The sequence below is a fragment of the Citrobacter sp. ABFQG genome (assembly GCF_004322975.1).
Classification (GTDB): Bacteria; Pseudomonadota; Gammaproteobacteria; order Enterobacterales; family Enterobacteriaceae; genus Citrobacter; species Citrobacter freundii.
Map to the genome: position 1 here is coordinate 1,536,180 of NZ_CP036435.1, position 21,600 is coordinate 1,557,779.

Here is a 21,600-nt window from a genome sequence, read left to right on the forward strand (position 1 = left end):
ATGGCTGATTACCAGGGTAAAAAAGTCGTCATTATCGGTCTGGGGTTGACCGGACTGTCCTGCGTGGATTTCTTCCTGGCGCGTGGCGTGACGCCGCGCGTAATGGATACCCGTGCGACGCCGCCTGGTCTGGATAAATTACCGGAAGCGGTTGAGCGTCATGTTGGCAGCCTGAATGATGACTGGCTGCTGGCCGCCGATCTCATCGTCGCCAGCCCTGGTATTGCCCTGGCGCATCCTTCGCTGAGCGCCGCCGCTGATGCAGGGATTGAAATTGTTGGCGACATTGAGCTGTTCTGCCGCGAAGCACAGGCACCGATCGTCGCGATCACCGGTTCCAACGGGAAAAGTACCGTCACTACGCTGGTCGGCGAGATGGCGAAAGCAGCCGGCGTGAACGTCGGTGTTGGCGGAAATATTGGCCTGCCCGCGTTGATGCTGCTGGATGACGAACGCGAGCTGTATGTACTGGAGCTGTCGAGCTTCCAACTGGAGACAACCTCCAGCTTACAGGCCGTAGCCGCCACCATTTTGAACGTCACCGAAGATCATATGGACAGATATCCGTTTGGCTTGCAGCAGTACCGTGCGGCCAAACTGCGTGTCTATGAGAATGCGAAAGTGTGTGTGGTCAATGCTGATGATGCGCTGACCATGCCGATTCGCGGGGCGGATGAGCGCTGCGTGAGCTTTGGCATCAATATGGGTGACTATCATCTCAATCGTCAGCAGGGTGAAACCTGGCTGCGGGTGAAGGGTGAAAAAGTCCTGAACGTGAAAGAGATGACGCTTACCGGCCAGCATAACTATACCAACGCCCTGGCGGCGCTGGCGCTGGCGGATGCTGCGGGTCTGCCGCGGGCGTCCAGCCTGAAAGCGCTGACTACCTTTACCGGTCTGGCGCATCGTTTCCAGTTGGTACTGAATCATAACGGTGTGCGTTGGATCAACGATTCAAAAGCCACCAACGTCGGCAGCACCGAAGCGGCACTGAATGGTCTGCACGTTGAGGGTACGCTGCACCTGCTGCTGGGCGGTGACGGGAAATCCGCCGACTTTATGCCGCTGCAACGTTACCTGACTGGCGACAACATTCGTCTGTACTGCTTTGGTCGCGATGGCGCACAGCTTGCCGCTCTGCGTCCTGAGGTTGCGGAACACACTGAAACCATGGAGCAGGCAATGCGTCTGCTCGCACCGCGTGTGAAGTCGGGTGATATGGTGCTGCTGTCGCCAGCCTGTGCCAGCCTTGACCAGTTCAAGAACTTTGAGCAACGTGGTGACGTCTTTACCCGTTTGGCGAAGGAGTTGGGTTGATGCGCTTCTCTCTCCCTCGTCTGAAAATGCCGCGCGTACCGGGACTGGGTGTCCTGGCGTGGATCTTCGCGGCACTTAAAGGCTGGGTGATGGCTTCGCGTGATAAAGACGCGGACAGCCTGATCATGTATGACCGCATGCTGCTGTGGCTGACTTTTGGTCTGGCAGCGATCGGTTTTGTGATGGTGACATCGGCATCGATGCCCGTAGGGCAACGCCTGGCAGGCGATCCCTTCCTGTTCGCTAAACGTGACGCGCTGTATATCTTCCTCGCGTTCTGTCTGGCGATGGTGACGCTACGTCTGCCGATGGAGTTCTGGCAAAAGTACAGCACGACGATGCTGATCGCCTCGATCATCATGTTGTTGATCGTTCTGGTGGTGGGGAGCTCCGTTAACGGGGCATCGCGCTGGATCGCGTTGGGTCCACTGCGTATTCAGCCTGCGGAATTCACCAAGCTGTCGCTGTTCTGTTATCTCGCCAACTACCTGGTGCGTAAAGTCGATGAAGTGCGTAACAACCTGCGCGGCTTCTTAAAACCGATGGGTGTGATTCTGGTGCTGGCAATCTTGCTGCTGGCGCAGCCTGACCTTGGTACGGTAGTGGTGCTGTTTGTCACGACGCTGGCGATGCTCTTTCTCGCTGGAGCGAAACTGTGGCAGTTCATTGCCATTATCGGTATGGGGATTTCGGCGGTGGTGCTGCTGATCCTTGCCGAACCGTATCGTATTCGCCGCGTAACCTCCTTCTGGAACCCATGGGAAGATCCGTTTGGCAGCGGCTACCAGTTAACGCAATCGCTGATGGCTTTTGGTCGCGGTGAGATTTGGGGGCAGGGGTTAGGTAATTCGGTGCAAAAACTGGAGTATTTACCGGAAGCGCACACCGACTTCATCTTCGCCATCATTGGGGAAGAGCTGGGTTATATCGGTGTGGTATTGGCACTTTTAATGGTATTCTTCGTCGCTTTTCGCGCGATGTCGATTGGCCGCAAAGCGCTGGAAATTGACCACCGTTTTTCAGGCTTTTTAGCCTGCTCCATCGGGATTTGGTTTAGCTTCCAGGCGCTGGTAAACGTCGGTGCGGCAGCTGGTATGCTGCCAACCAAAGGTCTGACGTTACCGCTGATCAGTTATGGTGGTTCCAGTTTGTTGATTATGTCGACGGCCATCATGTTTTTGTTACGTATTGATTATGAAACGCGTCTGGAAAAAGCCCAGGCGTTTACACGAGGTGCACGATGAGTGGTCAACCGAAGCGGTTAATGGTGATGGCAGGCGGTACCGGCGGGCATGTGTTCCCGGGGCTGGCGGTCGCGCATCATTTAATGGCTCAGGGCTGGCAAGTTCGTTGGCTGGGCACCGCCGATCGTATGGAAGCGGACTTAGTGCCGAAGCATGGCATTGAAATTGACTTTATTCGCATCTCCGGTTTGCGTGGCAAAGGTGTCAACGCTCTGCTTGCCGCCCCCGTGCGTATTTTTAATGCCTGGCGTCAGGCGCGGGCCATCATGAAGCAGTTTAAGCCTGATGTGGTGCTGGGTATGGGCGGCTACGTGTCCGGCCCTGGCGGTCTGGCAGCCTGGTCATTAGGCATTCCGGTTGTACTGCATGAGCAGAATGGCATTGCGGGATTAACCAACAAGTGGCTGGCGAAAATTGCCACTACGGTGATGCAGGCTTTTCCTGGCGCTTTCCCGAATGCGGAAGTGGTGGGTAACCCGGTACGCACCGACGTTCTGGCGCTGCCGTCGCCCGAAGTACGTCTGGCAGGGCGTGAAGGCCCGGTTCGCGTGCTGGTCGTCGGGGGGTCTCAGGGTGCACGCGTATTGAACCAGACGATGCCGCAGGTTGCCGCAGAGCTTGGTGACGCGGTGACTATTTGGCATCAGAGCGGCAAAGGTGCGCAGCAAACCGTTGAACAGGCATATGCTGACGCGGGACAACCACAGCACAAGGTCACTGAGTTTATTGATGATATGGCAGCCGCCTACGCGTGGGCGGATGTCGTAGTTTGTCGCTCAGGTGCGCTGACGGTAAGTGAAATTGCTGCCGCAGGTTTGCCTGCGCTGTTTGTGCCTTTCCAGCACAAAGACCGACAGCAGTACTGGAATGCGCTGCCGCTGGAGAAAGCGGGCGCCGCCAAAATTCTTGAGCAGCCGCAGTTTACTGTGGATGCCGTCGCTAACACCCTTTCCGGGTGGTCGCGAGAAACCTTATTAACCATGGCAGAACGTGCGCGCGCCGCATCCATATCGGATGCCACAGAGCGTGTTGCTAATGAAGTGAGCCGGGCTGCCCGGGCGTAATTGTGGTGATGCCTTTTGCATCGCATGAACTAAGAAGTTAATGGCTAAAGAATGAATACACAACAACTGGCAAAACTGCGTTCCATAGTGCCCGAAATGCGTCGCGTTCGGCACATTCACTTTGTCGGCATCGGTGGTGCTGGTATGGGCGGTATTGCCGAAGTTTTGGCCAACGAAGGTTATCAGATCAGCGGTTCTGACCTGGCGCCGAATCCGGTGACTCAGCAGTTGACGAATCTGGGCGCCACGATTTTCTTCAACCATCGCCCGGAAAACGTGCGTGATGCGAGCGTGGTGGTGGTATCCAGCGCCATTTCTGCGGATAACCCGGAAATTGTTGCGGCGCATGAAGCACGTATTCCGGTGATCCGTCGTGCTGAAATGTTGGCTGAATTAATGCGTTTTCGTCACGGTATCGCCATTGCCGGGACGCACGGTAAAACCACGACCACAGCGATGGTCTCCAGTATCTACGCGGAAGCGGGGCTGGATCCGACGTTTGTCAACGGCGGTCTGGTGAAGGCTGCAGGCGTCCATGCGCGTCTGGGTCATAGCCGTTATTTAATTGCGGAGGCGGATGAGAGCGATGCGTCGTTCCTACATTTGCAGCCGATGGTGGCGATTGTTACCAATATCGAAGCCGATCATATGGATACCTACCATGGCGACTTCGAAAATTTAAAGCAGACGTTTATTAATTTCCTGCATAACTTACCGTTTTATGGTCGTGCGGTGATGTGCGTTGACGATCCGGTGATCCGCGAGTTGTTGCCGCGCGTCGGTCGTCAAACCACAACCTATGGTTTCAGCGATGATGCTGATGTGCGCGTTGAAGATTACCAGCAGATTGGTCCACAAGGGCACTTCACGCTGCTGCGTCAGGGGATGGCCGATTTACGTGTGACATTGAACGCACCGGGCCGTCACAATGCGCTGAACGCGGCGGCGGCGGTGGCAGTTGCAACAGAAGAAGGCATTGAAGACGACGCAATTCTGCGCGCGCTGGAAAGTTTCCAGGGCACCGGACGCCGTTTTGACTTCCTCGGCGAATTTCCGCTTGAGCCGGTAAACGGTAAAGCCGGGACGGCGATGCTGGTTGATGATTATGGCCATCATCCAACGGAAGTGGATGCCACGATTAAAGCTGCACGCGCGGGCTGGCCGGACAAAAATCTGGTAATGCTGTTCCAGCCGCACCGCTTTACGCGTACACGCGATCTGTATGACGACTTTGCCAACGTGCTGACTCAGGTCGATGCGCTGTTGATGCTGGATGTATACGCCGCGGGTGAAGCCGCGATTCCGGGGGCTGACAGCCGTTCGCTGTGCCGTACGATCCGTGGTCGCGGTAAGATCGACCCGATTCTGGTATCCGATCCGGCTCAGGTGGCAGACATGCTGGCGCCGGTATTAACCGGCAATGATCTGATTTTGGTGCAGGGCGCTGGAAATATCGGCAAAATCGCACGTTCCTTAGCTGAAATCAAACTGAAGCCGCAAAACCCGGAGGAAGAACAACATGGCTGATAAAATCGCGGTCCTGTTAGGAGGAACCTCCACAGAGCGTGAAGTTTCGCTGAATTCCGGCGCGGCCGTACTGGCAGGGTTACGCGAAGGTGGTGTCGATGCCCATCCGGTTGACCCTAAAGATATTGATGTCACTCTTCTGAAATCTATGGGTTTTCAGAAGGTGTTTATTGCGCTGCACGGTCGTGGCGGGGAAGATGGCACGTTGCAGGGCATGCTGGAGCAAATTGGCCTGCCATATACCGGCAGCGGCGTCATGGCGTCCGCAATTTCGATGGACAAACTGCGCAGCAAGCTGCTGTGGCAGGGCGCAGGTTTACCCGTCGCGCCCTGGGTTGCATTGACCCGCTCTGAGTTCGAAAAAGGTCTTAGCGATGAAGCGGTTACAAAAATCTCTGCGTTAGGTTTGCCGCTGATTGTGAAGCCAAGCCGTGAAGGCTCCAGCGTAGGGATGTCAAAAGTTGAAGAAGAAAATGCTTTGCAGGGTGCATTAGCATTGGCTTTTCAGCATGATGAAGAAGTACTGATCGAAAAATGGCTCAGTGGCCCGGAATTTACAGTTGCGATACTTGGTGAAGAAATTTTACCGTCAATACGTATCCAACCCGCGGGAACCTTCTATGATTATGAGGCGAAGTATCTCTCTGATGAGACACAATATTTCTGCCCTGCAGGTCTGGAAGCTGAACAAGAGGCCCGTTTGCAGGAATTAGTCCTGAAAGCATGGACCGCATTGGGCTGTAAAGGTTGGGGTCGCATTGACGTCATGCTGGACAGCGATGGCCAGTTTTATCTGCTGGAAGCGAATACCTCTCCGGGTATGACCAGCCACAGCCTGGTGCCGATGGCGGCACGTCAGGCTGGCCTGAGCTTCTCGCAGTTGGTGGTAAGAATTCTGGAGTTGGCGGACTGATATGTCGCAGGCTGCGCTGAACACGCGAAACGGTGATGAAGAAGAAGTAAACTCCTCACGCCGCAATAATGGAACGCGTCTTGCAGGAATACTGTTCCTGCTGACAGTGCTGTGCACCGTGTTTGTCAGCGGCTGGGTAGTGTTGGGGTGGATGGAAGATGCGCAGCGGTTGCCATTGTCAAAGCTGGTGTTAACCGGCGAACGGCATTACACGCGCAATGACGATATTCGTCAGTCCATTCTGGCTCTGGGCGCTCCGGGAACCTTTATGACTCAGGATGTGAACATCATTCAGAGTCAAATTGAACGTCTCCCCTGGATTAAACAGGCGAGCGTCAGAAAGCAATGGCCCGATGAATTGAAGATTCATCTGGTTGAATATGTGCCCATTGCGCGTTGGAATGACCAGCATATGGTGGATGCCGAAGGCAATACGTTCAGCGTCCCAACCGGTCGGGCCAATAAGCAGGTATTACCTATGTTGTACGGACCGGAAGGCAGCGCAAGTGAAGTGTTGCAAGGGTTCCGTGATATGGGGCAGGTGCTGGCTAAGGATAGATTCACCCTGAAGGAAGCGGCGATGACCGCTCGTCGTTCCTGGCAGTTGACGCTGAATAACGATATTAAGCTCAATCTGGGCAGGGGCGATACGATAAAACGTTTGGCTCGCTTTGTGGAACTCTACCCGGTTTTACAGCAGCAGGCGCAAACCGATGGCAAACGGATTAGCTACGTTGATTTGCGTTATGACTCAGGAGCGGCAGTAGGCTGGGTTCCCTTGCCTCCTGAGGAATCTAATCAGCAACAGAATCAGGCACAGGCAGAACAACAATGATCAAGGCGACGGACAGAAAACTGGTAGTTGGACTGGAGATTGGCACCGCGAAGGTAGCCGCTTTAGTAGGGGAAGTTCTGCCCGACGGTATGGTCAATATCATTGGCGTGGGCAGTTGCCCATCGCGAGGTATGGATAAAGGCGGGGTGAATGACCTTGAGTCAGTGGTGAAGTGCGTACAGCGCGCCATTGACCAGGCTGAACTGATGGCAGATTGCCAGATTTCCTCGGTGTATCTGGCACTTTCCGGTAAACATATTAGCTGTCAAAATGAAATTGGTATGGTGCCCATTTCCGAAGAGGAAGTGACGCAGGAAGATGTGGAAAACGTGGTACATACGGCAAAATCCGTACGCGTTCGCGATGAACATCGTGTTCTGCACGTTATTCCGCAGGAATACGCCATTGACTACCAGGAAGGCATTAAAAATCCGGTAGGTCTTTCCGGCGTACGTATGCAGGCAAAAGTCCACCTTATTACCTGCCACAACGACATGGCGAAGAACATTGTCAAAGCTGTTGAACGTTGTGGTCTGAAAGTTGACCAACTGATTTTTGCCGGGTTGGCAGCCAGTTATTCCGTGTTGACGGAAGATGAACGTGAGCTGGGTGTCTGCGTGGTGGATATTGGTGGTGGTACAATGGACATCGCCGTTTATACTGGCGGGGCGTTGCGCCACACTAAAGTTATCCCTTATGCAGGGAATGTAGTGACCAGTGATATCGCGTATGCCTTTGGTACGCCGCCGAGCGATGCTGAAGCCATTAAAGTGCGCCATGGCTGTGCGCTGGGGTCCATCGTGGGTAAAGACGAAAGCGTTGAAGTGCCAAGCGTAGGTGGTCGTCCACCGCGTAGCCTGCAACGTCAGACCCTGGCAGAAGTCATTGAGCCGCGTTATACCGAGCTGCTCAACCTGGTCAACGAAGAAATTTTGCAATTACAAGAACAGCTTCGCCAGCAGGGTGTGAAACATCATCTGGCGGCGGGGATTGTGTTAACCGGTGGTGCTGCGCAAATTGAAGGTCTTGCGGCCTGCGCACAGCGCGTGTTCCATACGCAAGTACGTATTGGCGCGCCGCTGAATATCACTGGTCTGACGGATTATGCTCAGGAGCCGTATTATTCAACGGCAGTGGGGCTGCTTCACTACGGAAAAGAATCCCATTTGAGTGGTGAGGCTGAAGTAGAAAAACGCGTAACGGCATCAGTTGGCTCGTGGATCAAACGACTCAATAGCTGGCTGCGAAAAGAGTTTTAATTTTTAAAGAGACCAACGCACATTAACGGTCTCAGGCGACAGGCACAACGGAGAGAGAAACTATGTTTGAACCTATGGAACTTACCAATGACGCGGTGATTAAAGTCATCGGCGTCGGCGGCGGTGGCGGTAATGCCGTTGAACACATGGTGCGCGAGCGCATCGAAGGTGTTGAATTCTTCGCGGTGAATACCGACGCTCAGGCGTTGCGTAAAACGGCGGTTGGACAGACCATTCAGATTGGTAGCGGCATCACCAAAGGTCTGGGCGCGGGTGCGAACCCGGAAGTCGGCCGTAATGCGGCAGACGAAGATCGTGAAGCTCTGCGTGCAGCGCTTGACGGGGCAGACATGGTGTTTATCGCAGCAGGCATGGGCGGCGGTACCGGTACCGGTGCAGCGCCAGTGGTTGCTGAAGTAGCAAAAGATTTAGGTATTCTGACCGTTGCTGTCGTGACTAAGCCTTTCAACTTTGAAGGCAAGAAGCGTATGGCATTCGCGGAGCAGGGTATCACCGAGCTGTCCAAACATGTGGACTCTCTAATTACTATTCCGAATGACAAACTGCTGAAAGTACTGGGTCGCGGTATCTCCCTGCTGGATGCGTTTGGCGCAGCGAACGACGTACTGAAAGGCGCAGTTCAGGGTATCGCTGAACTGATTACTCGTCCGGGCCTGATGAACGTCGACTTTGCAGACGTGCGCACCGTGATGTCCGAAATGGGCTACGCGATGATGGGTTCTGGCGTGGCGAGCGGTGAAGACCGTGCAGAAGAAGCGGCTGAAATGGCTATCTCTTCTCCGCTGCTGGAAGACATCGATCTGTCCGGCGCACGCGGCGTGCTGGTCAACATTACTGCGGGCTTCGACCTGCGTCTGGATGAGTTCGAAACCGTGGGTAACACCATCCGTGCCTTTGCATCGGATAACGCGACCGTGGTAATCGGTACCTCTCTGGACCCGGATATGAACGACGAACTGCGTGTGACCGTTGTTGCGACTGGAATTGGTATGGACAAGCGTCCTGAAATCACTCTGGTAACCAACAAGCAGGTACAGCAGCCGGTAATGGATCGTTACCAGCAACACGGCATGGCGCCGTTGACGCAAGAACAGAAGCCGGTAGCGAAAGTGGTTAACGACAATACGCCGCAAACCACTAAAGAGCCGGATTATCTGGATATCCCTGCATTCCTGCGTAAGCAAGCTGATTAAGAATTAGCTGGAATTTGGGAATCTGCGCTCTTTGTGCTAAACTGGCCCGCCGAATGTATAGTACACTTCGGTTGGATAGTTAATTTGGCGAGATTATACGATGATCAAACAAAGGACACTTAAACGTATCGTTCAGGCGACTGGCGTCGGTTTACATACCGGCAAAAAAGTCACGCTGACGCTACGCCCTGCGCCGGCCAACACCGGGGTCATCTATCGTCGCACCGACTTGAATCCTCCGGTAGATTTCCCGGCCGATGCCAAATCTGTGCGTGATACCATGCTCTGTACGTGTCTGGTCAATGAGCATGATGTGCGGATTTCAACCGTAGAGCACCTGAATGCTGCTCTGGCGGGCTTAGGTATCGATAACATTGTTATTGAAGTTAACGCCCCGGAAATCCCGATCATGGATGGTAGTGCTGCTCCATTCGTATATCTGCTGCTCGATGCGGGTATTGAAGAACTGAACAGCGCTAAGAAATTTGTTCGCATCAAAGAGACCGTTCGTGTCGAAGATGGTGATAAGTGGGCTGAATTCAAACCGTTTAATGGTTTCTCGTTGGATTTTACCATCGACTTTAACCATCCAGCGATTGATGCCAGCACGCAGCGCTACGCGATGAACTTCTCTGCAGATGCGTTCATGCGTCAGATCAGCCGTGCGCGTACTTTCGGCTTCATGCGTGATATCGAATATCTGCAGTCCCGTGGCCTGGCCTTGGGCGGCAGCTTCGATTGTGCCATCGTTGTTGACGATTATCGCGTATTGAACGAAGACGGTCTGCGTTTTGAAGACGAATTCGTTCGTCACAAAATGCTCGACGCGATTGGTGACTTGTTCATGTGTGGTCACAACATTATTGGTGCATTCACCGCGTATAAATCCGGTCATGCATTGAATAACAAACTGTTGCAGGCGGTCCTGGCAAAACAGGAAGCCTGGGAATATGTGACCTTCCAGGACGATGCAGAACTGCCTCTGGCGTTCAAAGCACCTTCGACCGTACTGGCATAACGACATACACTGTCGTATAAATTCGACTGGTAAATCTGGCACTCTCTCCGGCCAGGTGAGCCAGTCGTTTTTTTATGTACTCATTAGCGCAGCCTTTTCCAACGCAAATATTTCCCTGCCACTAGGTTAAAATAGTGTGCGATCGCTGCTTTCTTGAGCATATTTACCCATGGCCGGTTGTCATTACTGCTGTGGAGCGTACGCTTTAATGATAAGATTCGTGCGCAAAAAAAATGTTTTGCATTCGTAACCCCAAACGCAGGGTATATCAGGTGGCAAAAACGTGAGTGGAATACTGACGCGTTGGCGACAGTTAGGCAGACGGTACTTCTGGCCGCATCTCCTGTTGGGGATGGTCGCGGCGAGTTTTGGCCTGCCCGCGCTCGGTAATGCTGCTGAACCCAATACCCCCGCGAAGGCGACCGCCAGCAATCACGATCAATCCGCTAAAGTTAACTTTAGCCAGCTTGCTTTGCTGGAAGCGACTAATCGCCGCCCAAATTTTACCGTCGATTACTGGCATCAACATGCCATTCGTACGGTTATCCGCCATCTTTCTTTTGCCATGGCGCCTCAGGCGTTGCCTGTTGCCGAAGAGCCGTTGCCAATCCAGGCGCACCATCTTGCGTTACTGAATACGCTCAGCGCGATGCTGACGCAAGAAGGCACTCCGCCCGCGACAGTAAGTCGCGTGACATACGCCCACTTTACTTCTCAGGCCGCATTTAGCGTTCCGGTCTGGATCAGCCAGCTGCAGGGTATCCGCGCTGGTCCTCAACGCCTCAGCTAAAAAAGAACCTTCCAACTTATAATTTTTGACTCCGCATCGCGGGGCGTTTGAGATTTTATTATGCTAATCAAATTATTAACCAAAGTATTCGGTAGCCGTAACGAGCGTACGCTGCGTCGTATGCGTAAAGTGGTCAATGTCATCAACGCAATGGAACCGGAGATGGAAAAACTCTCCGATGATGAACTGAAAGCGAAGACCGCTGAATTCCGCGCCCGTCTGGAAAAAGGTGCCAGCGTTGAGAGCCTGATCCCGGAAGCGTTCGCAGTGGTGCGTGAAGCGAGTAAACGCGTGTTCGGTATGCGCCACTTCGACGTTCAGCTGCTGGGCGGTATGGTGCTTAACGATCGCTGCATCGCGGAAATGCGTACTGGTGAAGGTAAAACCCTGACCGCGACGCTGCCAGCCTACCTGAACGCATTAAGCGGGAAGGGCGTGCACGTAGTTACCGTGAACGACTACCTGGCTCAGCGTGATGCCGAAAATAACCGCCCGCTGTTTGAATTCCTCGGCATGACCGTTGGTATCAACATGTCTGGCCTGCCAGCGCCAGCCAAGCGTGAAGCCTACAACGCCGATATTACTTACGGTACCAACAACGAATACGGCTTTGACTACCTGCGCGATAACATGGCGTTTAGTCCGGAAGAGCGTGTTCAACGTAAACTGCACTATGCGCTGGTCGATGAAGTTGACTCCATCCTGATCGATGAAGCGCGTACGCCGCTGATCATTTCCGGCCCGGCTGAAGACAGCTCGGAAATGTATAAAAAAGTGAACAAAATCATCCCACACCTGATCCGTCAGGAGAAGGAAGATTCCGACACGTTCCAGGGGGAAGGCCACTTCTCTGTTGATGAGAAAGCGCGCCAGGTTAACCTGACCGAACGTGGTCTGGTACTGATTGAAGAGTTGTTAGTTAACGAAGGCATTATGGATGAGGGCGAGTCTCTGTACTCTCCAGGCAACATTATGCTGATGCACCACGTGACTGCCGCACTGCGTGCGCACGTGCTGTTTACCCGCGATGTTGACTACATCGTGAAAGACGGCGAAGTTATCATCGTTGATGAACACACCGGCCGTACCATGCAGGGGCGTCGCTGGTCTGATGGTCTGCACCAGGCTGTTGAAGCTAAAGAAGGCGTAGAGATCCAGAACGAGAACCAGACGCTGGCATCTATTACCTTCCAGAACTACTTCCGTTTGTACGAAAAACTGGCCGGTATGACCGGTACAGCAGATACCGAAGCCTTTGAATTTAGCTCCATCTACAAGCTGGATACCGTAGTTGTACCAACTAACCGTCCGATGATCCGTAAGGATTTACCGGATCTGGTGTACATGACCGAAGCGGAAAAAATTCAGGCGATCATTGAAGATATTAAAGAGCGTACCGCAAATGGCCAGCCGGTGCTGGTGGGTACTATCTCCATTGAAAAATCTGAAGTGGTCTCTAACGAGCTGACCAAGGCAGGCATCAAACATAACGTTCTGAACGCCAAGTTCCATGCCAGCGAAGCGGATATCGTCGCACAGGCGGGTTACCCGTCTGCCGTGACAATCGCTACTAACATGGCGGGTCGTGGTACCGATATCGTGCTGGGTGGTAGCTGGCAGGCAGAAGTTGCCGAGCTGGAAAACCCAACTCCGGAACAAATCGCGCAGATCAAAGCCGAGTGGCAGGTTCGCCATGACGCGGTATTAGCTGCTGGTGGTTTGCATATTATCGGTACTGAGCGTCACGAATCTCGTCGTATCGATAACCAGCTGCGTGGTCGTTCTGGTCGTCAGGGGGATGCGGGTTCTTCTCGTTTCTATTTGTCGATGGAAGATGCGCTGATGCGTATTTTTGCCTCTGACCGCGTGTCCGGCATGATGCGTAAACTGGGTATGAAGCCTGGTGAAGCCATTGAACACCCATGGGTGACCAAAGCAATTGCTAACGCGCAGCGTAAAGTGGAAAGCCGCAACTTCGATATTCGTAAGCAGTTGCTGGAATATGATGATGTTGCCAACGACCAGCGTCGTGCTATCTACACCCAGCGTAACGAACTGCTGGACGTAACTGACGTTAGCGAAACCATTAACAGCATTCGCGAAGACGTATTCAAAGCGACGATTGATGCCTATATTCCGCCGCAGTCTCTGGAAGAAATGTGGGATATTCCGGGTCTGCAGGAACGTCTGAAAAACGACTTCGATCTGGATATGCCGATTTCAGAGTGGCTGGATAAAGAACCTGAGCTGCACGAAGAAACGCTGCGCGAACGTATTCTGGCAAACGCAGTAGAAGTTTATCAGCGCAAAGAAGAAGTTGTGGGCGCGGAGATGATGCGTCACTTCGAAAAAGGCGTGATGCTGCAAACGCTCGACTCTTTGTGGAAAGAGCACCTGGCTGCGATGGATTACCTGCGTCAGGGTATCCACCTGCGTGGTTACGCGCAAAAAGATCCGAAGCAGGAATACAAGCGTGAATCCTTCTCTATGTTTGCATCAATGCTGGAATCACTGAAGTACGAAGTGATCAGCACTCTGAGCAAAGTTCAGGTGCGTATGCCTGAAGAAGTAGAAGCGATGGAGCAGCAGCGTCGCGAAGAAGCTGAGCGTTTAGCGCAGATGCAGCAGTTGAGCCATAAAGGTGATGATTCTGCTGCGGCAGAAGAGCTGGCGGCACAAACCGGCGATCGTAAAGTGGGTCGTAACGATCCGTGTCCTTGCGGTTCCGGCAAGAAATACAAACAGTGTCATGGCCGTCTGAGCTAAGAAAATAACTTATTGAAAAGGCGCAGACTTCTGCGCCTTTTTTATGGACGATGAAAATGAAAATATTGCAGATCGCCGTCGGGATTATTCGTAATCAGCACAATGAAATTTTTATCACCCAGCGTGCGGCTGATGCCCACATGGCCAATAAGCTGGAGTTCCCCGGCGGGAAAATTGAAGCGGGCGAAACGCCGGAGCAGGCGCTGATTCGCGAGCTACAGGAAGAAGTAGGGATCACGCCGACTCAAAGTTCATTGTTCGAAAAGTTGGAGTATCAGTTTCCGGACAGGCATATCACTCTGTGGTTCTGGCTGGTTGAAAGCTGGGAAGGCGAGCCGTGGGGAAAAGAGGGGCAACCGGCGCAGTGGATAGCGCAATATGCTCTGAATGCGGAAGATTTCCCGCCGGCGAATGCACCGGTCATTGAAAAGCTGATTACTGGATAATGGTGTTCGTAGGCCGGATAAGGCAACACCGCCATCCGGCAAATTATGGCGGGGGTGCTACGCTTGCCCGCCCTACGTATTAGCAGAATTACTTCTGCTCCTCACTCCAGTCGTCGCTTTCCGACAGATCGCCTGAGCTTGGGATGCGTTTCTCTTCTGCAGCCCACTCTCCCAGATCGATTAACTGGCAGCGCTTGCTGCAGAATGGGCGAAACGGACTGACTTCAGCCCATACTACAGGCTTGCCGCAGGTTGGGCAGTTGACGATGGTTTGTTCAGACATGTTGACTCCTTAACAGCACGCCAGTTCAAAATCGAGGCGCTCAGGCACCTGACCATTTTCGCTATCCAGCGGCATAAAGCGGATGGCAAAACGGCTCTTATGACCAGAAATTTGCGGATAAAGCTGCGAATCAAGCGGCAGCTGCAAGCGCAGCAGATCTGCATCTTCGCCGTTGTCCTGATAAAAACCATTCAGGCTGGTTTGCTTACGAAACGGCGCTGAGTTGCGAATTAAATCCAGCACCAGCGACAGCGCTTGATTGAGCGGATTCAGGCTGGCAAGCCAGGTTTCAACCTGCGCGTCACGATACGATTGCGCCAGGTGTAACCAGATATGCAGAGTCGGCAGATCGAAACTGCAGCACCCGCCAGGAATACTTAAACGCTGACGTACGAGACCAATCAGACGATCTTCGCGCAGCGTCTGTCCAATACGCGGGGCAGAAATCAGAATGCTGCCTGCACTTTTTAACTGCTGGCGCAAAGAGTCGATTCTGCTTTGATCGACGCCGGGAACTTCGACCCAGGCCTGGAGTTTACGCTGCTGTCGCTCCAGTTCTTTGAGGAGTTCGGTACGGACTTCGCCGCGTTCAAATACATCCAGTAAATCTCCGATATTGCGGAAAAAATGCAGAGCGCCGGCATGGTCAGCAATGGGTAAATTAACGGAGAGCTGTTGGATTAAAAATTCAATGCGCAGCCATGTACGCATCTTCTCATTGAGAGGGTGTTCAAAAAGGACCTGGGTGTGCATTACGGTTTTTCCTGTGAGACAAACTGCGACGCGCATTGCAAATAGAGCGCGTGCAGGCGGGCGACATCCGAGGCGATGGCTTCCGGTGCGCCATTATTATCAATAACATCGTCTGCCACGGCCAGCCGCGCTTCACGCGTTGCCTGGGCAGCAAGAATTTGTTCAACATGCTCACGTGTGACGTCATCACGCTGCATGGTGCGTCTGAGCTGGGTTTCGGGCGTGACATCCACCACAAGTACGCGGTCGGCTTTTTTATACAGCGAATTTTCCACCAGCAAAGGGACAACCCATAACAGGTAAGGTGAGGTCACTTGCTGAAACTGGCGCTGCGTTTCCTGCTGAATAAGCGGATGGAGCAGGGCATTCAGCCAGCTTTTCTCCTCTGGGGCGGAAAAAATGCGTTCGCGTAAAATGCGCCGCTGCAACGATCCGTCTGCGGCGATAACCTCGGAACCAAAATGTTCTTCGATTGCCTTAAGAGCAGGTGTGCCGGGTTCAACCACCTGGCGCGCAATAATATCTGCATCAATGATGTTTATTCCGAGGTCAGCGAACGCATTTGCAACGGTGCTTTTACCACTGCCAATGCCGCCGGTTAAGGCTACCGTATACCTCATAGATGCCGATCCTGGAGTTTAAGTTTGATTATCAAACAGTTAAAAGTTAAGCGTGCGAAGGCGAGGCTGTTGCAGGATTAACCTACTATTCGCCAGGTAAATTTATGGGATTGTAGCGTAAAAAAAGAGAATTTCGCAGTCTTGCGCGGCATTGATTAGTGCGTATGATAGCGTCACTGGAGTTGTGAGTTTCGATTTTTCGCCATTAACCCCAGGAATCCGCACATGCGTATCGAAGAAGATCTGAAGTTAGGTTTCAAAGACGTTCTTATCCGCCCTAAGCGTTCTACTCTCAAAAGCCGTTCCGATGTTGAGTTGGAACGTCAATTTACCTTTAAGCATTCAGGTCAGACCTGGTCCGGCGTACCTATTATTGCCGCGAACATGGACACTGTCGGGACGTTTGCCATGGCAACGGCGCTGGCATCCTTCGACATCCTGACCGCTGTGCACAAACACTATTCTGTTGAAGACTGGGCCACCTTCATCGCAGAGACTTCTGCCGATGTACTCAAACACGTAATGGTTTCAACCGGCACGTCTGACGCAGACTTCGAAAAAACCAAACAGATTTTGGCGCTCAACCCAGCGCTGAATTTTATCTGCATTGATGTGGCAAATGGCTACTCAGAGCATTTTGTTCAGTTTGTGTCGAAAGCGCGTGAAGCATGGCCGACAAAAACGATTTGTGCGGGCAATGTAGTCACCGGTGAAATGTGTGAAGAGCTGGTGCTCTCCGGTGCTGATATTGTCAAAGTAGGCATAGGCCCGGGTTCTGTATGCACCACACGTGTAAAAACCGGCGTTGGCTATCCACAGCTTTCTGCGGTTATTGAATGTGCGGATGCAGCCCACGGTCTGGGCGGCATGATTGTCAGCGACGGCGGCTGCACAATGCCGGGTGACGTTGCAAAAGCGTTTGGCGGCGGCGCAGACTTCGTTATGCTCGGCGGTATGTTGGCCGGTCACGAAGAAAGCGGCGGCAAAATTGTTGAAGAAAACGGTGAGAAATTCATGCTGTTCTACGGTATGAGCTCAGAATCTGCTATGACCCGCCATGTTGGTGGTGTTGCTCAGTATCGTGCCGCTGAAGGTAAAACCGTTAAGCTGCCTCTGCGCGGCCCGGTTGATAATACCGCTCGCGATATTCTCGGCGGTTTGCGTTCTGCTTGCACCTATGTAGGCGCATCCCGTCTGAAAGAGCTGACCAAACGTACAACGTTTATTCGTGTACAGGAACAAGAGAACCGCGTATTCAATAGCCTGTAAAACAGGTCGTTCTGTGAAATGCCGGATGGCGTTACGTCGCCATCCGGCATTTGAATTTATCCCACTCCGCTCATCGCATCTCCCAAATGGAAAATCGGTAAATACATCGCGACAACCAGCGTACCGATGATAAGCCCCGTAATGACCAGCAACGCAGGCTCAAGTAATGCAGCCAAATTCTCAGCTTGAGCCAGGGTTTTCTCGCCATGGTGATGCGCGAGATTGCGCAGCATTGCATCCAGCGAGCCGGAAGCTTCACCTGTTCGGACCAGCTGTATGCACAATGGGCTGAATTCACCGCTATTTTTAAGCGCTAACCAGACCGGCTTTCCGGCGCTAATGTCGTGCTGAACCAGCGCTAAACGTTGCGACCAGAAAGGGTTAGCCAGCGTTTCGGTAACGCTCTCAAGACCCTGCAAAAAGGGAATGCCCGCATTTTGCGTTAACGCCAGAACGGTGAAGATCTGCGTGAGCTTTTGCCCTCTCACCATCGGCCCTATGACCGGGAGGCTGAGCAGCAATTTCTGGCGCAGAACGAGCCAGTACGGTTTCTGATTTATCAAATGATGTGCCGCAACCGCTACCAGGCCAAGTGCTACCGCCAGCCATCCCCATTGGCTGCTATAGTGTGCGATGGTAATAATCCACTGAGTGAGGGCCGGTAGCGGGGTGTTGAATGTCTGGTAGATGGCGGCAAACTCAGGGAGTACAAACTGCAACATCGCAAATACGACCAACACCGCCATTGTGATGATGATAATCGGATAGCGCAGGGCTTTTTTAACTTTATCAGCAAGTTGCTGTTGTTTCTTTTGCTGGTAGGCGAGTTCAAAACAGCAGTCGTCCAGCTTACCCGTAAGCTCTCCGGTGCGGATCATTGCCTGGTAAAGGGGCGGAAAAACGTGTTGCCATTGTGATAGCGAGGTGGAGAGGGTAATGCCCTGTTCCATATCGTAAGCCAGCGTACGCAGTAGCGCCTGCCATTGACTGCTGGGATGCTGTTCAGCAAGCAGAGCTAGCCCTGTTGAGAGCGTTAACCCTGCTTTTAGCAATGTCGCCAACTGGTGTATGGTTTCGGCACTTCTTGTACGGCTCCAGTGCGAGGTTTTGACACGCATACGCTTAATGCGTAGCGGCGTAATCTGTTGTTTCTCAAGAGCCAGCATTAATGACGGTCGGGTATCGGCCCATAGCATTCCTTCCAGCGATGTACCTTTGTTGTTAATGCCTTGCCAGCGCCAAAGCTGTTTAGCGGACATGAGGCATGCCCAGTACACGAATCAGCTCTTCAAATGTCGTTAATCCTTGCTCGACGGCCTGACAGCCATTCTCGAAAAGCGTTCTCCCTGATAGCTGAGCATCAGGTTCCACTCCGTCTACGGGGGCGTCACTGGCAATACTCTGACGTAATGCCGGAGTAACAGGGAGTACTTCAAACAATGCCGTACGGCCATAAAATCCGTGATAACAATGTTTGCAGCCAGGGGCCTGCCAATTCGGTAGTGGTGTAGGCCAGACAGCTTTCGGGAGTGTGATAGGCGTACTCTGACGTTGTCGGCAATGGGGGCACAACTTTCTGACCAATCGCTGTGCAATGACGAGCGTCAGCGCGGAGGCGATCATCCAGCGTGCGACCCCCATTTGTTGCAGACGCACCAGCGTTTCACTGGTGGAATTGGTATGCAGCGTAGAAAGAACCAGATGACCGGTTTGTGCGGCTTTAAGGGCTATTTCTGCTGTTTCTCCATCGCGGATTTCACCCACCATGATAATGTCGGGATCCTGACGCAACAGAGCACGTAAGACTCCCTGAAAAGTCAAACCGGCGCGTGGGTGAATTTGCGTCTGGTTGATGCCTGTGATCGGGATCTCTACCGGATCTTCCACGCTACAGAGATTAACATCTGGCGTGTTTCGGGTTTGCAGCGCACTGTACAGTGTGACCGTTTTACCGCTTCCGGTAGGCCCGGTAACCAGAATCAGCCCCTGAGGCTGCTGCAAGGCTTGCGAAAATGCGGCCAGCTGCGCGTCTTGCATTCCCAGTGCGGCGATCTCCAGTGACTGCTCGACCTGATGAAGTAGCCGCAACACGACTTTTTCGCCGTAGCGACAGGGCAGGGTGGCGATGCGAAACGAGATAGGTTCTCCTGAAATCTCAACGGTAAATTGTCCGTCTTGTGGAAGCCGATGCTCGGCAATATCCAGACTGCCCAATACTTTTAACCTCGCGGTGATGGCAATGCCCATCTCGGTCGTGACTTCCGGTAAAGCGTGGAGTACTCCATCCACACGTAATCTGATCCGATAGTGATTTTCCGCTGGCTCAAAATGAATATCAGAAGCCCGTTTCTCCAGAGCGGAATGAAACGTCTGATTCAGCAAGTCTGCTGCGCTGGCGCTGCTTTTTGTGACTACTGCCGGGAGCATTTTCTGCGGTGTATGCGTGTGGCCTTCCATTTGCTGACGTGTCCAGCAGACAATGTCGATGCGCCGGGTGGTGGCAAAATGCAGTGCATCCAGCAGTTCGTGTGATGGGGCGTCTACGACGGCGATATGCACTACTTCATTGTCTGCATCCAGTAATATTCCCTGATAACGTTGACATAGCGCTGTAAGCTGGGTGGTATTCATCTCTGTTCCTTAGTGGGTATCGAAGCGGAAAACATCTTCACAGGCCTGCTGCAATGCGCTGTCGTTCTGGATGATGCAGTTACGGTTCCAACCGGTAATGCCGTTGGCATTGTCCCAAGCCGGCGTCATGGTGATGCTTAACCCGTTCAGGCTTTCCTGCCCACTAAGGCTGACAACGCCTTTTTCAATGCTCATGGCTGAGACGTAACGGGTAGTTGTTGGAGTGGGAATACCATTCGTTCCGGCATCGCAGGTATCTGTTCCTCCATGCTCCAGTGCACAGAGCTCAACCGCTGTGCGATAGGGGACAAAGGTTTGCAGCATGTCTGTCAGCGCGGCCTTGCGCAGATAGTTTTGATATGCCGGAATACCGATGGCGCTAAGAATGGCAATAATGCCAATCACCACCATGAGTTCGATAAGCGTAAAGCCTCGTTGCTTGTTCATTGTTTACTCCTTGAGTTTGCTGGCGCTACTTTGGCAAACCGACGGGAGGACGGCGAGAGACAAAAAACAGAATGGGAAGGCGGATTCCGAGGACTTTTACGAAATTACAGAATCAGACAATGTATTTGCTAAGAGGCTCGAAGAAACTGCCGGATGGCGGCGTAAATGCCGTATCCGGCTTACAGAATAAACCTGTGTAGGAGGCCCGATAAGCGAAGCATCATCGGGCAATACAATCAGCAATTAGCGAAAACGCATGGAGAGATCGAGAGCGCGAACATGTTTGGTCAGCGCGCCAACAGAGATGAAATCCACGCCGGTTTCGGCAAATTCGCGCAGCGTTTCATGGGTGACATTGCCCGAGACTTCCAGACGCGCCTGGCCGTTGGTGCGTTTTACCGCTTCGCGCATTTGGTCGGTTTCGAAGTTATCGAGCATGATGATGTCGGCCCCGGCTTTCAGCGCGTCGTCCAGCTCATCCAGGCTTTCTACTTCGACTTCAACCGGCACATCCGGGTGCAACCAGAATGCTTTTTCTACGGCCTGACGTACCGAGCCGGAAGCAATAATGTGGTTTTCTTTAATCAGGAAAGCGTCGGACAGCCCCAAACGATGATTCGCGCCGCCGCCGCACAATACGGCGTATTTTAGCGCGGTACGCAGTCCTGGCAGGGTTTTACGCGTATCCAGCAGTTGGGTCTTGGTCCCAGCTAACAGGTCGACGTATTTACGCACCTCGCTTGCTACACCTGAAAGCGTCTGCACAAAATTAAGCGCGGTACGTTCACCGGTCAGTAACACGCGGGAAGGGCCGTCCAGTTCAAACAGTGGCTTATTAGCCTTAATGCTGTCGCCATCTTCGACATGCCAGGTGATGTTTACATCATCGCCAGCCAGTTGAATAAAGACCTCTTCCACCCAACGTTTCCCACAAAAAACGCCATCTTCGCGGGTAATTACGGTAGCGTGGGAGCGCATGTCTTCGGGTAAAAGCTGTGCGGTGATATCGTTATTGGCATCAACTTCTCCGCCTAAATCTTCACGCAGCGCCTGAGCGACAGCGGCAGGGATATCGAGATTTATGCGTTCCAACAGCGCGTCACGTCGGTAGTCAGGGTTATAGCGGCGAGGCGGCATGATAAAACTCCAAATTGCTAACGAATCATAAGGTGGAAACATGCTACCCTGAACCTGATATGAGCAC

20 protein-coding genes are annotated in these 21,600 nt (G+C 52.9%); 13 read left to right on the forward strand and 7 right to left on the reverse strand.

Annotation, left to right across the window (positions count from 1 at the left end; genetic code table 11):
• From murD to mutT, 12 genes are all read left to right on the forward strand, one after another.
• Positions 1-1,317: a UDP-N-acetylmuramoyl-L-alanine--D-glutamate ligase gene (gene murD, locus WN16_RS07450; protein ID WP_016149555.1), complete on the forward strand. Its 1,317-nt coding sequence runs from the start codon at positions 1-3 to the stop codon at positions 1,315-1,317.
• Positions 1,317-2,561, forward strand: a complete 1,245-nt coding sequence (gene ftsW, locus WN16_RS07455) for a cell division protein FtsW (RefSeq protein WP_003018770.1) — start codon at positions 1,317-1,319, stop codon at positions 2,559-2,561. The genes murD and ftsW overlap by 1 nt, the downstream gene beginning before the upstream one ends.
• A complete protein-coding gene (gene murG / locus WN16_RS07460; protein ID WP_032937534.1) occupies positions 2,558-3,625 on the forward strand; it encodes an undecaprenyldiphospho-muramoylpentapeptide beta-N-acetylglucosaminyltransferase in 1,068 nt (355 codons plus the stop codon). Before ftsW ends, murG begins: the two co-directional genes overlap by 4 nt.
• Positions 3,626-3,676: 51 nt before the next feature.
• Entirely contained in the window at positions 3,677-5,152 is a 1,476-nt protein-coding gene (gene murC / locus WN16_RS07465; RefSeq protein ID WP_003018763.1) for a UDP-N-acetylmuramate--L-alanine ligase, read from the forward strand.
• On the forward strand, positions 5,145-6,065 hold the full coding sequence (locus WN16_RS07470) for a D-alanine--D-alanine ligase (RefSeq protein WP_032937536.1): 921 nt from the start codon (positions 5,145-5,147) through the stop codon (positions 6,063-6,065). Before murC ends, WN16_RS07470 begins: the two co-directional genes overlap by 8 nt.
• A gap of 1 nt (position 6,066) precedes the next feature.
• Positions 6,067-6,900, forward strand: coding sequence for a cell division protein FtsQ (gene ftsQ / locus WN16_RS07475; RefSeq protein WP_003018758.1), 834 nt, complete (start codon positions 6,067-6,069; stop codon positions 6,898-6,900).
• A complete protein-coding gene (gene ftsA / locus WN16_RS07480; RefSeq protein WP_003018755.1) occupies positions 6,897-8,159 on the forward strand; it encodes a cell division protein FtsA in 1,263 nt (420 codons plus the stop codon). The genes ftsQ and ftsA overlap by 4 nt, the downstream gene beginning before the upstream one ends.
• Before the next feature lie 62 nt (positions 8,160-8,221).
• The gene (gene ftsZ, locus WN16_RS07485; RefSeq protein WP_003018753.1) at positions 8,222-9,373 is read left to right on the forward strand and encodes a cell division protein FtsZ; all 1,152 of its coding nucleotides are present in this window, start codon (positions 8,222-8,224) and stop codon (positions 9,371-9,373) included.
• 100 nt (positions 9,374-9,473) lie between these two features.
• Entirely contained in the window at positions 9,474-10,391 is a 918-nt protein-coding gene (gene lpxC / locus WN16_RS07490) for a UDP-3-O-acyl-N-acetylglucosamine deacetylase (RefSeq protein ID WP_003018750.1), read from the forward strand.
• A 283-nt stretch (positions 10,392-10,674) separates the two neighbouring features.
• Entirely contained in the window at positions 10,675-11,181 is a 507-nt protein-coding gene (secM, locus tag WN16_RS07495) for a secA translation cis-regulator SecM (RefSeq protein ID WP_003018748.1), read from the forward strand.
• Positions 11,182-11,241: 60 nt separating this feature from the next.
• Entirely contained in the window at positions 11,242-13,947 is a 2,706-nt protein-coding gene (secA, locus tag WN16_RS07500) for a preprotein translocase subunit SecA (protein ID WP_003018746.1), read from the forward strand.
• Positions 13,948-14,003: 56 nt separating this feature from the next.
• Positions 14,004-14,393 (forward strand): 8-oxo-dGTP diphosphatase MutT, encoded by a 390-nt coding sequence (gene mutT, locus WN16_RS07505; RefSeq protein WP_003837443.1) that lies wholly within the window; start codon positions 14,004-14,006, stop codon positions 14,391-14,393.
• A gap of 88 nt (positions 14,394-14,481) precedes the next feature.
• Here mutT and yacG read toward each other — a convergent pair whose 3' ends face one another.
• Genes yacG through coaE form a run of 3 tightly spaced genes read right to left on the reverse strand, consistent with a single transcriptional unit; the run spans position 14,482 to position 16,049 of the window.
• Positions 14,482-14,676, reverse strand: coding sequence for a DNA gyrase inhibitor YacG (yacG, locus tag WN16_RS07510; RefSeq protein ID WP_003018740.1), 195 nt, complete (start codon positions 14,674-14,676; stop codon positions 14,482-14,484).
• 9 nt (positions 14,677-14,685) lie between these two features.
• Positions 14,686-15,429, reverse strand: a complete 744-nt coding sequence (zapD, locus tag WN16_RS07515; protein WP_003837445.1) for a cell division protein ZapD — start codon at positions 15,427-15,429, stop codon at positions 14,686-14,688.
• The gene (gene coaE / locus WN16_RS07520; RefSeq protein ID WP_044698980.1) at positions 15,429-16,049 is read right to left on the reverse strand and encodes a dephospho-CoA kinase; all 621 of its coding nucleotides are present in this window, start codon (positions 16,047-16,049) and stop codon (positions 15,429-15,431) included. Before coaE ends, zapD begins: the two co-directional genes overlap by 1 nt.
• Positions 16,050-16,274: 225 nt before the next feature.
• On the opposite strand from coaE, the gene WN16_RS07525 reads away from it, so the two are divergent.
• Positions 16,275-17,318, forward strand: a complete 1,044-nt coding sequence (locus WN16_RS07525; protein WP_044698978.1) for a GMP reductase — start codon at positions 16,275-16,277, stop codon at positions 17,316-17,318.
• Between the two features lie 56 nt (positions 17,319-17,374).
• Here the strand turns inward: WN16_RS07525 and hofC are convergent, their stop codons facing one another.
• From hofC to nadC, 4 genes are all read right to left on the reverse strand, one after another.
• Positions 17,375-18,577, reverse strand: a complete 1,203-nt coding sequence (gene hofC / locus WN16_RS07530; RefSeq protein ID WP_044698976.1) for a protein transport protein HofC — start codon at positions 18,575-18,577, stop codon at positions 17,375-17,377.
• The gene (gspE, locus tag WN16_RS07535; RefSeq protein ID WP_003845750.1) at positions 18,567-19,949 is read right to left on the reverse strand and encodes a type II secretion system protein GspE; all 1,383 of its coding nucleotides are present in this window, start codon (positions 19,947-19,949) and stop codon (positions 18,567-18,569) included. Before gspE ends, hofC begins: the two co-directional genes overlap by 11 nt.
• A gap of 9 nt (positions 19,950-19,958) precedes the next feature.
• Positions 19,959-20,396 (reverse strand): prepilin peptidase-dependent pilin, encoded by a 438-nt coding sequence (gene ppdD / locus WN16_RS07540; protein ID WP_003018724.1) that lies wholly within the window; start codon positions 20,394-20,396, stop codon positions 19,959-19,961.
• Between the two features lie 243 nt (positions 20,397-20,639).
• Complete coding sequence (gene nadC / locus WN16_RS07545; RefSeq protein WP_044698975.1) at positions 20,640-21,533, reverse strand: carboxylating nicotinate-nucleotide diphosphorylase; 894 nt, start codon at positions 21,531-21,533, stop codon at positions 20,640-20,642.
• Positions 21,534-21,600 lie beyond the last annotated feature (67 nt).